Here is a 14,677-nt window from a genome sequence, read left to right on the forward strand (position 1 = left end):
AAAGGAATGGATCGGAGTGTCCCGCCGTGCTTGATTGTTTCCCCGATATCAACCTGCTTTCATGTTGGACCATGAAAGCAGAAAGTTGATTGCATTATAGTTGCTGGGTCATCTTTCTGCGTCCATCAGGACGCGGGACGACCCAGAATAGCCGGCAGGTTAAGCCCCTGTTCTTTCGCGCAGTCCAGCGCGATCTCGTAGCCGGCATCCGCGTGACGCATCACGCCCGTTGCCGGATCGTTCCAGAGCACCCGACCGATTCGCCGATCGGCATCTTCCGTGCCGTCGCAGCAGATGACCATACCCGAGTGCTGGGAAAAGCCCATGCCGACGCCGCCGCCATGGTGGAGCGACACCCAGGTCGCGCCGGAAGCGGTGTTGAGCAGGGCATTCAGAAGCGGCCAGTCGGACACGGCATCGGAGCCGTCCTTCATGGCTTCGGTCTCGCGGTTGGGCGATGCGACCGAACCACTGTCGAGGTGGTCGCGGCCGATCACGATCGGCGCTTTCAGTTCGCCGTTGCGGACCATTTCGTTGAAGGCAAGGCCGAGGCGGTGGCGCTGCCCAAGGCCCACCCAGCAGATGCGGGCCGGCAGGCCCTGGAAGGAAATGCGCTCGCGCGCCATGTCCAGCCAGTTGTGCAGGTGCTGGTCGTCCGGGATCAGTTCCTTCACCTTGGCGTCGGTCTTGTAGATGTCTTCCGGATCGCCCGAAAGCGCGCACCAGCGGAACGGGCCGATGCCACGGCAGAACAGCGGGCGGATATAGGCCGGCACGAAACCCGGGAAGGCAAAGGCGTTTTCCAGGCCTTCTTCCATGGCAACCTGGCGGATGTTGTTGCCGTAATCGAGTGTCGGCACACCCATGTTCCAGAAGTCGACCATGGCAGCGACATGCACCTTCATGGACGCGCGAGCGGCTTTTTCCACCGCCTTCGGGTCGGTCTCGGCCTTGGCGCGCCATTCGGCGACGGTCCAGCCCTGCGGCAGGTAACCGTTGACCGGGTCATGGGCGGAGGTCTGGTCGGTGACGATGTCCGGCTTCACGCCGCGCTTCACCAGTTCGGAGAAGACATCGGCGGCGTTGCCGATCAGCGCCACGGACTTGGCTTCGCCTGCCTTGGTCCAGCGGTCGATCAGTGCCAGCGCCTCGTCGAGGGAGTGGGTCTTTTCGTCGACGTAGCGTGTGCGCAGGCGGAAGTCGGCGCTCTTCTCGTCACATTCGACGGCAAGGCAGCAGGCCCCGGCCATGACGGCTGCAAGCGGCTGGGCACCGCCCATGCCGCCGAGACCACCGGTCAGGATCCAGCGGCCCTTCAGGTTGCCTTCGTAGTGCTGGCGTCCGGCTTCCATGAAGGTCTCATAGGTGCCCTGCACGATGCCCTGCGTACCGATGTAGATCCAGGAACCGGCGGTCATCTGGCCATACATGGCCAGGCCCTTCTTATCCAGCTCGTGGAAGTGGTCCCAGTTGGCCCAGTTTGGCACCAGGTTGGAATTGGCGATCAGAACGCGCGGAGCATCCTTGTGGGTCTTGAAGACACCGACCGGCTTGCCGGACTGCACCAGCAGCGTCTCGTCTTCCTCAAGGGTCTTGAGGCTTGCGACGATGCGGTCGAAATCGTCCCAGGTGCGTGCCGCGCGGCCGATGCCGCCATAGACGACCAGCTCATGCGGGTTTTCAGCCACATCCGGATGAAGGTTGTTCATCAGCATGCGCAGCGGGGCTTCGGTCAGCCAGGACTTGGTGTTGAGCTCGGTGCCGGTGGGCGGGAATACGTCGCGGGCGTTGTGGCGGCGATCAGTCATTGTTCGCTCCCTGGGTGTTGTTCTGGAATAAGGATGGCGCGAGGTTTTCCAGCGCGCTCAGGATGTCTTTCAGATGGGTCCGAAGCCGGTCAGCCTTGGCCTCGTCATAGGCAAAGGGCGTGTCTTCGGTGGCAAGATGGGTCTTCTGGGCGAGCTCCATCTGGATGGCGTGAAAGCCTTCGGCCGGTCGGCCGTAATGCCGTGTCGTCCAGCCACCCTTGAAGCGGCCGTTTAGGATCGACGTGTAACCTTCCGCTGCCTGGGTGCAGGCGACCACGGCAGCCTCGATGGCGCTGGCGCAGGTCGTGCCGTTGTTGGTGCCCGTGTTGAAATCGGGCAGCGTGCCTTCGAACAGGAACGGCACTACGGAGCGGATCGAGTGGCAATCGTAGAGAATGGCGACGCCGTGTTTGGCGCGGACCCGTTCCATTTCCGCCTGAAGGGCAGCGTGATAGGGAGCATGCCAGGCAAGACGCCGGGCCTCGATTTCACCGGTCTGCGGTTCCATGCCGGATTGGTAGATGGGGCGTCCATCGAAATCGGTGGTCGGGCAAAGCGTCGTGGTGTTCTGGCCCGGATAAAGGCTGACGCCTTCCGGATCGCGATTGGCGTCGATCACGTAACGATGGAAGTTCGCCTTCACCATGGTCGCACCGGGCAGCAGATCGGAATAAAGCCGGTCCACATGCCAGTCGGTGTCGGCCAGCTTCAGGCCGGTGTCGTTGAACCTTGCCTTGATGTCGTCCGGAACGAATGTGCCTGCATGAGGCACGCCAAGAACGACCGGGCCATCACCGCGGAAGACGTCAACCGGCTGCATGGGCATCTCCCAGCGTGATCATGTGGCCGGCGGAAATCGCCGAGACCAGCTTGCGGCTGCGGATCAGGCCGGCTGCCGTTTCCAGGTCCGGTGCCATGTAGCGGTCCTTTTCCAGGGAGGGGACGACACCGCGAAGAGTGCCCATCACCGTTTGCAGCGAAGCGCTGGTCTTCAGCGGGGCGCGGTGCTCGATGCCTTCGGCGGCACACAGAAGTTCCACACCCAGGATCTGACTGAGGTTGGCGTTCATGCGGGCAAGACGACGAGCACCGTGGGCGGCCATGGAAACATGGTCTTCCTGGTTGGCACTGGTCGGCGTGGAATCTGTCGAGCACGGATTGGCGAGATGCTTGTTCTCGCTCATCAGGGCGGCGGTCGTCACTTCCGCGATCATCATGCCCGAGTTCAGACCCGGATCCTTGGCGAGGAACGGCGGCAGGTCGAAGGAAAGCGTCGGGTCGACCATGAGCGCGACACGGCGCTGGGAAATCGCACCGAGTTCGGCAATGGCCAGCGCAATCTGGTCGGCAGCAAAGGCAACCGGTTCGGCATGGAAATTGCCACCGGAAACGATCCGGTCGGCATCGATCAGTACCAGCGGATTGTCGGTTGCCGCATTGGCTTCGATCTCGAGCGTGCGGGCCGCCATGCGGAGCAGATCGACACAGGCGCCGGCAACCTGGGGCTGGCAGCGGATGCAGTAGGGGTCCTGCACGCGGGTGTCGCCCTCGCGGTGGCTTTCGCGGATTTCCGAGCCGTCCATGATTGCGCGCATGGCCCTTGCCACTTCGATCTGGCCGCGATGGCCGCGCAGTTCATGGATTTCCGGTAGGAGCGGTGCGGTCGAGCCCATGATGGCGTCGGTGGAAAGGCTGGCGGTCATCAGGGTCGCTTCGGCCAGACGCCAGGCGTCGAACAGGCCGGTGAGCGCACAGGCGGTCGAAAACTGCGTGCCATTGATCAGCCCAAGGCCTTCCTTGGGGCCAAGCACGACCGGGGTCAGGCCCGCCTTGGCAAGGGCTTCACCACCGGGCATGCGCGTGCCGCCGAAATCAGCTTCGCCTTCACCGATCAGGACAGCCGTCATATGGGCCAGCGGCGCAAGATCGCCGGATGCACCGACAGACCCTTGCGAGGGAACCATCGGCGTGACGTTTCTTTCCAGGCAATCCTCGATCAGTTTCATCACTTCGAAGCGAACACCGGAGGCACCGCGGCCAAGCGAGAGCAGCTTCAGCACCATCATCAGGCGTGTGGTGGTCTTGTCGAGCGGTTCGCCGACGCCGCAACAATGGGAAAGGATCAGGTTCCGCTGCAGGGTTGCAGTGTCTTCCGGGGCGATCTTGACGCTGGCCAGCTTGCCGAAGCCGGTGTTGACGCCGTAAACGGCCTCGCTGCCCCGGGCCGCCTTGGCAACTCGTTCGGACGCAAGGTTGATCGCAGCTTCCGCCGCGCGGTCGATGCGCACTGGCAGCTCTTCCCGGTAGATGCGTTCCAGATCCGCCAGGGTCACGGAGCCCGGTGTCAGGGTAAGGGCGCTCATTCAGAGCCTCCGAAAATGCGTTTGAAGAGGGAATTGAAGCCGATCCGGTAGGAAAGCTCCGCCGGGTGGCTGACGTTCCAGACAGCCAGGTCCGCCCGTTTGCCGGGTGCCAGCGTGCCCTGATCGTCCAGACCAAGCGCCTTCGCCGCTTCGCGGGTGACGCCGGCCAGCGCTTCTTCCGGTGTCATGCGGAACAAGGTGCAGCCCATGTTCATGGTCAGGAGCAACGAGGCGAGGGGGGATGAACCCGGATTGCAGTCCGTTGCCAGCGCGACGGGCACATTGTGCTTGCGCAAAAGATCAAGCGGCGGGAACTGCGTTTCGCGCAAGGTGTAGAAAGCGCCCGGCAAAAGCACGGCAACAGACCCGCTTTCGGCCATCGCCTTGACGCCGGCTTCATCCAGGTATTCCAGATGGTCGGCGGAAAGGGCGCCATAGGAAGCGGCCAGGGCCGCGCCGTTCAGGTTGGACAGTTGCTCTGCATGCAGCTTCACCGGCAGGCCGATGTGCTTGGCCTTGTCGAACACCTTGCCGATCTGTTCCGGCGAAAAGGCGATGCCTTCGCAAAAACCGTCCACGGCATCCACCAGTCCCTCGGCATGAGCCGCTTCCAGCGTCGGCAGGCAGACCTTTTCCAGATAGAGGTCGGCCTTGTCCTTGTATTCGGCCGGAATGGCATGGGCGCCCAGGAAGCTGGTCTTGACGGTGATCGGGCGCAGCTTGCCGATCTTGCGGGCGGTGCGCAGCATGCGCAGCTCCGTTTCCCGGTCGAGGCCATAGCCGGACTTGATCTCGATGGCGGTGACGCCCTCGGCGATCAGGGCATCGACACGCGGCAGGGCAGCTTCCAGCAGCTGCTTTTCGCTGGCTGCGCGCGTTGCCTTGACCGTGGAAACGATGCCGCCACCGGCCCGGGCAACTTCTTCGTACGTTGCACCTTGAAGGCGCATTTCGAATTCACGCGCCCGGTCGCCGCCGAAAACAACATGGGTATGACAGTCGATCAGCCCCGGGGTCACCAGCCGTCCGCCGATATCATCCGCGCTGAGCGACGCATAATGAGACGGCAGGTCTGCGGCCTTGCCGATCCAGGCGATCCGGCCACCTTCGATCACCAGCGCACCGTCCTCAATCAGGCCGTACGGCTCTCCGTTTGCGGTGAGCGTTGCCAGCTTGGCGTTTGTGAGGAGGCGTTTCAGCACGTCCATCTCCGGCTTGATTAGATTGCGATATAAGATAATATGCATGCACATATTAACGTGTCAACGGAGGAAAAGACGACATGTCGACAGTTTCTGGCGCGACGGTTTTTGCGGAAAAGGCGCTTCTGGCCGACGGCTGGGCGGAAAATGTCGCTGTCTCGATCGGTCCGGACGGCCGGATCGCCTCGGTTGAAAGAGATACGCAGCCAATCGGCGAACGCGTCGGCATTCTTCTGCCGGCCCCGGTCAACCTGCACAGCCACGCCTTCCAGCGGGCCATGGCGGGCATGAGCGAGCGGCGCGGTAGCGAAAGCCGCGACAGTTTCTGGACCTGGCGCCAGATCATGTTCCGCTTTCTGGACACCCTGACGCCGGAAGATGTGGAGGCGATTGCCGCCTTCGTGCAGATGGAAATGCTGGAGGCGGGTTATGCCGCCGTTGGCGAGTTCCACTATCTGCATCATCAGCCGGGCGGTGCGCCCTACGCCAACCTGGCGGAAATGTCGGACCGCATCATGGCGGCCGCTTCAGATACCGGCATCGGCCTTACGCATCTGCCGGTTCATTACCAGTTCGGCGGCTGCGACGGACGCCCATTGGCTGCCGGACAGATCCGCTTTGGCAACGACTTCGACCGTTTCCAGAAACTTCACGAGCTTGCGTCTGAGGCGCTCAAGTCCCTGCCGGATGATGCGGTTATCGGCGTTGCCCCGCATTCACTTAGGGCGGTGGATGCCGACAGTCTGAAGAAGGCCGTTGCCCTTGCCGGCGGCAACCCGCTGCACATGCATCTTGCCGAGCAGATCCCGGAAGTGGAAGAGGTTCTGGCGGCCACGGGGCAGCGCCCCGTGGAATGGCTGCTTGCCAACCACGCGGTTTCAGAAAACTGGTGCCTGATCCACTGCACGCAGATGACCTCGCAGGAGACCGCCGGTCTTGCTGCGACCGGGGCCGTCGCGGGGCTTTGTCCGATCACCGAATCCAGCCTCGGCGACGGGATCTTCGACGGCGTCGACTACCTGGCCGCGGGCGGCCGCTTCGGCGTCGGCTCGGATTCCAACATCCGCATCGCGCTCTCCGAAGAGCTGCGCACGCTGGAATATTCCCAGCGCCTGCGGGATACCTGCCGGGCTTCTGTTGCAACGAAGGAAAAGTCCACCGGTCGGGTCCTCTTCGACAGCGTCGTGGCCGGTGGCGCGCAGGCGGCGGGGCGTGCGGCGGGCAGGATATTGGAAGGATCGCTCGCCGATCTCGTCGCACTGGATGGCACCGCCATCGACCTGGAAGGCCGGGAAGGCGACGAAATTCTTGATGCCTGGATCTTTGCCGGTGACGACCGGATGGTCGCTGAGGTCTGGTCCGCCGGCCGGCATGTTGTTTCCGGCGGAAACCATGTAAAAGGCAACGCCATCCGCGCGAAATACCGGGCCACCATGGCCTCGTTGCGCGCCAGACTTTGAAGAACGACTTGAACGGGTAGACGACTTGGCGCTTGCGGACACAAATTCCTGGACGGGCATTCGCGAAGAACTCCTTCGGCGGATCCATGACCGGATCTGGCAGCCGGGGGAGCAGATCCCCCATGAGGCCGATCTTGCGGAAGAGTTCGGCTGCGCCCGCACCACCGTCAACCGTGCTCTCCGGGACTTGGCCGAAAGCGGGCTTGTGGTGCGCAAGCGCCGGGCGGGAACGCGTGTTGCGCTCAACCCGCCTCAGCGCGCCACGCTCACCATTCCGATCCTGCGTGAAGAAGTCGAAGCGCTTGGCCGCACCTACCGGCACAGCCTTCTGGAAAAGGATCTCCGGCCCCTGCCGCCCATGTTGCACGGCGCGTTCCAGGTGACGCTCGGCGCGGATGTTCTGTTTTTAAAGACGCTGCACTTTGCCGATGACCGGCCCTATGCCTTCGAGGAACGCTACATCAACCTGGAAGCCGCTCCTGCGGCGCGTGACATGACGTTCGAGGACGTCAGCGCCAACGAGTGGCTGGTGCATAACGCGCCCTACAGCCACGGCGACATTTCCTTCTTCGCCGTCAATGCCGACAAGACCCTGTCGCGCAAACTGGACGCTTCCACGGGCGCAGCCCTCTTTGCGATGGAACGCATCACCTGGACCGGCCCCCTGCCGATCACCCATGTCCGCCTGATCTTCGCCCCGGGCTACCGGATGCGGACGGAGATCTGAACGGGGAGGGGCGTTTTCCGACCTCTCCAGCAAGGTTGTTCAAATACCGGCCGGGCATGGCCCCGCTCATTGCGATTGCGCCCCTTAGAGTTGTAACTGGGTCGGCAATCAATTAGGGTTGGATTCTGAAAGTTTGTTAACTAGTTGATTTATTTTAATTTTCGGATTGGAAAACAATTTCTGTCCTGACCAGCCCGAGCAATAGAGGGGTTGAAGAAAATCATGACCGTTGTAGGCGATGAGGTCATCAAACTCCTGGAACTGGGAGATGTCTTCCGATGGGTTACCGACGGGGAGCGGGCAAAAGCTCTGGAACTTCTTGAACGTGACACGAGGTTCGATGCAACAATCACGCAATTTCAGACCGGGAAAGTTCTGAGAGATTTTTTTACAAGGTACTTCAATCAGCAAAGTGCTCCTTCGCTTTACGACGCCGTAATGCTGATGGCAGCGAAAGCCGGGCCAGTTTCAGTTTCCAGTATCGAAAACAACCTGGCTGGTTTCTTTTTTTTCGACCGGGATGCAGCAATCCTCAACGCGCAATTTGGCAATCCGGCAAAGGTGTTCGGGCTTGCAAACGATCTGGCCGACAGCATGCGCAAGTACGGCTTGCTTTCGATCAGCACCAAGAAACCCATCACCAGTGCGACTATTCCCTCAAGTGCATCCGCGTCTTTCTCAGGCAGCGGTGCAACGGGACGTGACATCTTCAATCACCGCGTTTCTGCGTTTGACCAGGCACGCATCCTCTATGAGCAGAAGACAAATCCGCAAGGTGATCCTGGCGCATCCGGTCCCGTGTCGCGCAGCTACTCCAATCCGCTCTGGAATGGTCTGACTGTTCCCAGTTCCGCCAGTGAACGTCTTCGGCAAGCCGCGCGCATTACGAGTTTGCCGATCTCCACATTGTTTGAGCCGATTTACCTGAACGGTCGCCCGTCCCGGGGAGCCGTGATGAACGCTGCTGCAAAAACCTATGATCTGACGCCGGAAGTCATAGGAGCGATCGTCTTGGCGGAACAGCGTGATCAATCTCAAAACGAAGACATGCTCGACTACACAGCGGCGACGCACTCGGTCTCAAGGCGCACAACCTCTGTAGGCCTTGGTCAGGTGCGTGACGACACTGTCGCGCGTACGGATCTGTTCTCCGGGTTGCTTGAACACAAACGGAGGCAAGGTCTCGACGGCGCGCAGATCGCGACGCTTCTGACGTGCGACGAGTTCAATATCTTCGCTGTTGCGAAATACATCAGGTATGTTGCCAATCTCGTCGGCAAAAAGACAAAAACGGACTTGCCAAGAACCGCCGCTGCGTTTCCCGGCATCAATTTTGCCGCCTATGCGCAGCATGCCAGGAACTGGCCTGCGGACAACGTTGCGGCGCTTGGGTCCGAATACACCTCACGGCCGTGGGACGACAGGGTGACCGGTTGGGGAAGCTTTGTCGGTGAAGCTCATTCCGACATGTCAGGCGCCAAGATATCATGGTGAAGTGGCTGAAAATATTTCCCTTTCTGGTTCCGTTTATTTTGGCGTCCTGCAATGCCGAGCAGCAAAGAGTGATTGAGATGAAGACTGAAGTTGTCGACGGCCTGCAGTTTGGCGTACCCGAAGGACGCAAGGTCGAAACAGGTGCCGATCACATTCTGCTTTTGCCGGAACAGGCTCTGCGCGAGGTCGATGAAATCGCCATTTGGACCACCGCGCCGCAGCCGGTCGCCGGCGGGGTCGACACCGAAGGGGCCGATCCCGCCCCGCACACCTTGACGACAGTCGAAGGCGGCATGGGCGGCCCGGAATATACCCTCACCATTCCCAAACATATTGCAGACCGTCAGGCCTATGTCCGCGCCTATATCCAGTCGGAAGGCGGAACACCGGCGTTCGACGAGGCGTGGCAGGTTTGGGAAAGCCTGGCGGCCGAGAAGTAACCGACAGGGTCTCCGTAGGAAGTGAGGGAGGGGCTCTGCGCACCCCTCAACACGCACAAGATGAATATTTCTGTGTTCGCTTTTTGATCGGTGCCGCCTTCTGCACGTCCTGAGCAGTCGCCTAAGGCCAGCAGTAGCCCGTCTTAGAAGGACGGGATACCGACAGCTTCCTTGGCTTTGTCCGTGAGGGTGTCCTTTACTGCATCCACAATGTCTTCCTTGAGCGGTGTCTCGTGGATATTGCGTTCCAGCAAACGGCTGGAAGACAATTCCCGTGCGAGATAGAATGCAACGGCGCGTCCGCCAAAACCCTTCGAGAAGTTGGCTTTCTGCTGATAGATCGGGTTGCCTCCCCGCAGACCATAACGGCGTGCGCGTTCCATCAGGCCCATCACGAACTGGTAACGCTGCAGACCGCTCATCTGGCGACCATGTTCGAGACCGGCATTGTAGAAGAACCTCTCTCCCGGGACCTTGTCGTGAAGCGCGTAGTCGTGCCCTGGAAAGAGCGCCGCCGCTACGCCGTTTGCGAACCCTTCATAATACTTCTTGCGCAGCTTACGAACCCGCTCGTTTTCCGGATGGAGTTCCTTGAGGGGCTTGAGCAAGGTCTTCAAGAGCGCCTTGTGCGGCGTGAGGAGCCCGCCGCCACCGTCAATCGCCTCGCCCACGAGAAATCCCGTCAATTCCTTTTGCAGATCGAAATCCTGCGAGTTCGGGACGTGGTTCTGGACGCGGCGGTAAATCATTTCGCGTGCCTGGACGACGAGTTTTTCACCCTCCGGAATGTCGATATTGCGGTTGTCCCATCGTCGGTCGAGGATGGTGCGGCGCTGACGGCGCTCCTCCTGCCTGTGCGCGCGTTCCACCACATCGCCGATCAGCGCATCCCGGAACGGAGCCAGGATAAGTCCAGGCTTTGCGCCATCGAACATGAAGTTGAAGCCGCGAGGACCAGGCTTGTGGCAGCCGACGTATTCTCTCAGGTACCAGTTGATCTCGGCGGGGTCATAGGTCTCGAAGTTGGCATAGGCCACTTCTTCGGCAGGGATGCCGTCGCAGAACTTGCCGATCGTCTCCCAGCTGTCGCCGGCGCCGACAGGCATAACGACCCCGCACCTCACCCAGACACCGTCGCGCTTTTGTTCCACACGGTTGTGGGGAAAGTAGTTCCTGGGGATGGGGTTCTTTGGTTTTCTGATTTGAACGTGCATCAGATTTACACCTCTTTTTCGGTATCACTTGAGTTCTCGTTGAGAGGCTGGATATCACGCGTCCTGCAGGTCGCACTTGTGCGGCATGTCACTTGACTTGAAGGCGGCGGTTTTGAGTTTTGGGGTAAGGTTTTGGCCATTTTTTGAGGGCTCAGGGGGAAGGTATGATGCCCCCTCCACCGGTATTCCGGGTGGGTCACGGCGTGGCTGCGCGGTAAGATCCGGGCCCTGGATAACCTATTGCCTTGGGCGCTTTGCCGTATTCAAAAACTCAGACTATTGCGCTCTTGTGCACGCGTCATTGCTTGCTCTGGCAGGCAGGATTGCAGATCAGCGCGTAGAAGCCCGCTCTTTCTGGATCCAGTCCAAAAACACCTTGGAGGCAGGTGTTTCCGCGTAAGGTGGCGGGGTCCGGACGAAGTAGGCTTCACTCAGGGGCGCCTGATGTTCAAAGGGACGAACAAGGTCACCGCTTTGGAGGAGGTCACCGACGAGCGTGTCATGTGCGAGGACGAGGCCCGCACCGTTCAAGGCTGCCGAAATCGCGATCACATAGGTCGACGCCAGATTGACTTCGGCTTCCCTTGCAAAGGACCTGCCTTGCGAGTTCATCCAACCGGACCAGGAGCCGGTGATGCCCGCGCAGTCGAACAGCCTGCCGCTCTCCAGTGAGCGCTCTTCTTCAGGCAGGCCGGGTGAGCAGACCGGATAGCATTTTTCCTCGGCAAGCCGAATGGCGGCGGTCGGCATGTCCTCCGGACGGGCGAAGCGGATTTCCAGAGAGGCATCGGCCGCGCGCTTTTCGGTGTCCCAGATCGATGTCACGATATTGAGCGTCAGCCAGGGAAATTCTTCGTAAAGCCGGCGAAGGCGCGGGGCCAGCCAATAGACGGAAAAGGCCAGATTGCACTGAAGCGTCAGGTTGCGCCCCAGGTCACTGCCGGTGACAAGCTGCGTGCTCCTTGTGATCAGGTCGAAGGCTTCACGCAGGCTCGGCAGATAGGTTTCCCCTTCGAGCGTCAGTTCCAGGGCACGCGTCTTGCGCACAAAAAGACTGCAGCCGAGCAAGGTCTCGAGGCTGCGTACATGCTGGCTGACCGCGGACTGGGTCAGGTTCAATTCCTGCGAGGCACGGGTGAAGCTGAGATGGCGCGCAGTTGCCTCGAATGCCCGCAACCAGGCCAGCGGAGGCAATCCAACCGTCTTCATGCGTGCACCTCACTCATTCATCAACTGACATAATGTGTATTAATTTTATTAATGCAACGCCATCGAATATATTGTTTGTCAATGTTGGAAGCGCTCCCTAGCGTCGAAGAGAAAGCGAGGGAGACAGTGCATGCTGCGTGTTGCAGAACATTCGAACATCACTCACTGGGCGGAGCGGATCGACCTGGCGGCAGCATTCCGCTGGACCGAGCGTCTTGGAATGCACGAAGCTGTCGCAAATCATTTCAGCCTCGCCGTCAATGACGAAGGCACGGCTTTTCTGGTAAACCCCCGCCAGCGGCATTTCAGCCGGATCAGGGCATCCGACCTGATTTTGCTTGATGCAAATGACCCGCAAACGCTGGAACACCCAAACGCTCCGGACCCGACTGCCTGGGGATTGCATGGCGCCATCCACCGGCAATGCCCACATGCGCGCTGCGTCATGCATGTGCATTCGGTCCATGCCACGGTTCTGGCCTGCCTTGCCGACAGCACTCTGCCGCCGATCGACCAGAACACCGCGACTTTTTATGGCCGCTTCGCAATTGACGAGAACTATGGCGGGCTTGCTTTCGAGGAAGAAGGCGAACGCTGCGCGACGTTGCTTCGCGACCCGAAGATCAAGGTGCTGATCATGGGCAATCACGGCGTTCTGGTCGTCGCCAGCACTGTCGCGGAAGCCTTTGACCGCCTTTATCATTTCGAACGTGCTGCAGAGACCTACATCCGGGCACTGCAGACCGGAAAACCACTGCGCATTCTCAGCCCTGAGATTGCCGAGAAGACCGCGCAGGAAATTGAAAATTATCCCGGCCTTGGGCACGACCACTTCGCCGAATTGAAAGCCATTCTGGACGACGAAGGCTCGAACTACGCCAGCTAGGCACCGGCACGGCCCAGGCTGCGGACGCAAGGCAGCGGACACTCGAAACAAAATCATGCAAGGCCCGATGGTGACACCGCCGGGCCGGGCGGGCGGAATTTGCCGAATTTCCGGTTTTCGCGACTGGCCGTCCGTACCGGCAAACAAGTTGAACTGAAACCTATCACGCTCATCAAGGAGAACCATGGAATGGGAGAGGCCTTTACGCCGCAAAACCGACTGGCAGTCTCGCGGCGAAGCGTTCTCGGGGGAACTGCTGCGCTCGGCGCCACGGCTCTCGTATCGTCTCTTGGTATCGGGCCGGCCGTTGCCCAGCCCAAAAAAGGCGGAACGATCCGCTTCGGGATTGCCTCGGGCAATACCAACGACACGTACGATCCGGCAGTTTGGGACAACACCTATTCGCAGGTCTTCGCCTTTGCCCGCAACGGCTACCTGGTGGAGATCGCCTCGGACGGATCTCTCGTCGGGGAAGTGGCTGAAAGCTGGACTTCATCTCCCGATGCAAAGGTCTGGACGTTCAAGATCCGCAGCGGTGTCGAGTTCCACAGCGGCGGTACCGTGACACCCGATGATGTCGTTGCCTCGATCAACTATCACCGCGGCGCGGACAGCAGTTCGGCTGCCAAGCCCTTCCTTGCACCGGTTACCGACATTGCCAGCGACGGCGATACCGTCGTTTTCACGCTGGATGCAGGCAACGCCGATTTCCCTTATGTGGTGAGCGACTACCATATGCCGATCCTGAAGTCATCGGATGGCAAGATCGATCCCACCAGCGGTGATGGGTGCGGTCCGTACAAAGTCACCAACTTCAAACCCGGCTACATCGCCGAGCTCACGCGCAATCCGAATTACTGGAAATCGGACCGTGCCCATTTCGATGCGGTTGTCCTGATGGCCATTGTTGATCCGGCAGCGCGGCAGGCTGCACTGATGACCGGAAATGTCGACGTCGTGGACCAGGTGGATCTGAAAACGGTGCATCTGTTCCAGCGCGCTCCGGGTGTCCAGATCGTCTCGGCGACCGGCGGTCAGCACTATACGTTCGCCATGGACACACGGGCAGCGCCCTTCAACGACAACAATGTCCGCATGGCCTTGAAATACGCCATCGACCGGCAGGAACTCGTCGACAAGATCCTCTTTGGCTATGGCTCGGTTGGCAACGACCACCCGATCAGCCCGGCCAACCGCTTTTACGCAGCCGATCTTGAGCAGACCAGTTATGATCCGGACAAGGCGAAATATTATCTGAAACAGGCGGGCCTCAGCTCGCTGGATCTGCAACTCTCCGCCTCCGACGCTGCTTTTGGCGGCGCTGTCGATGCAGCAGCGCTCTATTCAAGCAAGGCAGAGGCGGCCGGTATCAACATTCAGCCGGTGCGCGAGCCCAATGACGGTTACTGGTCCGATGTCTGGATGAAGAAGCCGTTCTGCGCGGTCTACTGGACCGGACGACCGACCGAGGACGCGACCTTCACGCTCGCCTACGCTGCCGGGGCGCCGTGGAACGACACCTATTGGGACAACGAGCGCTTCAACCGGCTTCTGAGCGAAGCGCGCTCCGAACTCGACGAAGCAAAGCGCGCGGATATGTATCGCGAGATGCAGAACATCGTCAGGACCGATGGCGGCACCATCATCCCCATGTTCGCAAGCTATGTGATGGCACTCAGCGACAAGGTCAGTCATCCGGAAAAAGTCGCCGCAAACTGGCCGCTCGACGGTCTGCGCGCTACGGAGCGCTGGTGGTTTAGCTGAGTTCGTCTTCTCAAATCTGAAGCATTTTTGACTGGCACCTTGCACCTGGTTTCCCGCTGGGTGGCAGCTTCGCTTCGGACCATCGGGAATGGCGGCGGTGAGACGTCCGC

General features: G+C 60.3%; 12 protein-coding genes. 6 read left to right on the top strand and 6 right to left on the bottom strand.

What is annotated here, in order from left to right; genetic code table 11:
- Positions 1–125 precede the first annotated feature (125 nt).
- The 4 genes from hutU to hutI are packed head-to-tail and all read right to left on the bottom strand — an operon-like array spanning position 126 to position 5,379.
- A complete protein-coding gene (hutU, locus tag HEP89_RS13255) occupies positions 126–1,808 on the bottom strand; it encodes a urocanate hydratase (protein ID WP_055656225.1) in 1,683 nt (560 codons plus the stop codon).
- Positions 1,801–2,628, bottom strand: coding sequence for an N-formylglutamate deformylase (gene hutG / locus HEP89_RS13260; protein WP_055656223.1), 828 nt, complete (start codon positions 2,626–2,628; stop codon positions 1,801–1,803). Before hutG ends, hutU begins: the two co-directional genes overlap by 8 nt.
- Positions 2,615–4,171 (bottom strand): histidine ammonia-lyase, encoded by a 1,557-nt coding sequence (hutH, locus tag HEP89_RS13265; RefSeq protein ID WP_152505636.1) that lies wholly within the window; start codon positions 4,169–4,171, stop codon positions 2,615–2,617. Before hutH ends, hutG begins: the two co-directional genes overlap by 14 nt.
- A complete protein-coding gene (gene hutI / locus HEP89_RS13270; RefSeq protein WP_077291902.1) occupies positions 4,168–5,379 on the bottom strand; it encodes an imidazolonepropionase in 1,212 nt (403 codons plus the stop codon). The genes hutH and hutI overlap by 4 nt, the downstream gene beginning before the upstream one ends.
- 74 nt (positions 5,380–5,453) lie before the next feature.
- On the opposite strand from hutI, the gene HEP89_RS13275 reads away from it, so the two are divergent.
- From HEP89_RS13275 to HEP89_RS13290, 4 genes are all read left to right on the top strand, one after another.
- Positions 5,454–6,833 carry a formimidoylglutamate deiminase gene (locus HEP89_RS13275; RefSeq protein ID WP_168692230.1) on the top strand — a complete coding sequence of 460 codons (1,380 nt, stop codon included), beginning with the start codon at positions 5,454–5,456 and terminating at the stop codon, positions 6,831–6,833.
- A 25-nt stretch (positions 6,834–6,858) separates the two neighbouring features.
- Positions 6,859–7,560: a UTRA domain-containing protein gene (locus tag HEP89_RS13280; RefSeq protein WP_023003131.1), complete on the top strand. Its 702-nt coding sequence runs from the start codon at positions 6,859–6,861 to the stop codon at positions 7,558–7,560.
- Between the two features lie 222 nt (positions 7,561–7,782).
- Positions 7,783–9,054 carry a hypothetical protein gene (locus HEP89_RS13285; protein ID WP_168692231.1) on the top strand — a complete coding sequence of 424 codons (1,272 nt, stop codon included), beginning with the start codon at positions 7,783–7,785 and terminating at the stop codon, positions 9,052–9,054.
- Positions 9,055–9,131: 77 nt separating this feature from the next.
- Positions 9,132–9,494 carry a Tsi3 family protein gene (locus tag HEP89_RS13290; protein ID WP_156912425.1) on the top strand — a complete coding sequence of 121 codons (363 nt, stop codon included), beginning with the start codon at positions 9,132–9,134 and terminating at the stop codon, positions 9,492–9,494.
- A gap of 143 nt (positions 9,495–9,637) precedes the next feature.
- On the opposite strand, the gene HEP89_RS13295 is transcribed toward HEP89_RS13290, so the two are convergent.
- Positions 9,638–10,600 (bottom strand): hypothetical protein, encoded by a 963-nt coding sequence (locus tag HEP89_RS13295; RefSeq protein WP_055656214.1) that lies wholly within the window; start codon positions 10,598–10,600, stop codon positions 9,638–9,640.
- Between the two features lie 438 nt (positions 10,601–11,038).
- Positions 11,039–11,917: a LysR family transcriptional regulator gene (locus HEP89_RS13300; protein ID WP_077291906.1), complete on the bottom strand. Its 879-nt coding sequence runs from the start codon at positions 11,915–11,917 to the stop codon at positions 11,039–11,041.
- A 130-nt stretch (positions 11,918–12,047) separates the two neighbouring features.
- On the opposite strand from HEP89_RS13300, the gene HEP89_RS13305 reads away from it, so the two are divergent.
- Positions 12,048–12,803, top strand: coding sequence for a class II aldolase and adducin N-terminal domain-containing protein (locus HEP89_RS13305; protein WP_077291907.1), 756 nt, complete (start codon positions 12,048–12,050; stop codon positions 12,801–12,803).
- Between the two features lie 189 nt (positions 12,804–12,992).
- Positions 12,993–14,567, top strand: a complete 1,575-nt coding sequence (locus tag HEP89_RS13310) for an ABC transporter substrate-binding protein (RefSeq protein WP_168692232.1) — start codon at positions 12,993–12,995, stop codon at positions 14,565–14,567.
- The last annotated feature ends 110 nt before the right edge of the window (positions 14,568–14,677 follow it).

It is taken from the genome of Labrenzia sp. 5N (genome assembly GCF_012395805.1).
Classification (GTDB): domain Bacteria; phylum Pseudomonadota; class Alphaproteobacteria; order Rhizobiales; family Stappiaceae; genus Roseibium; species Roseibium algicola.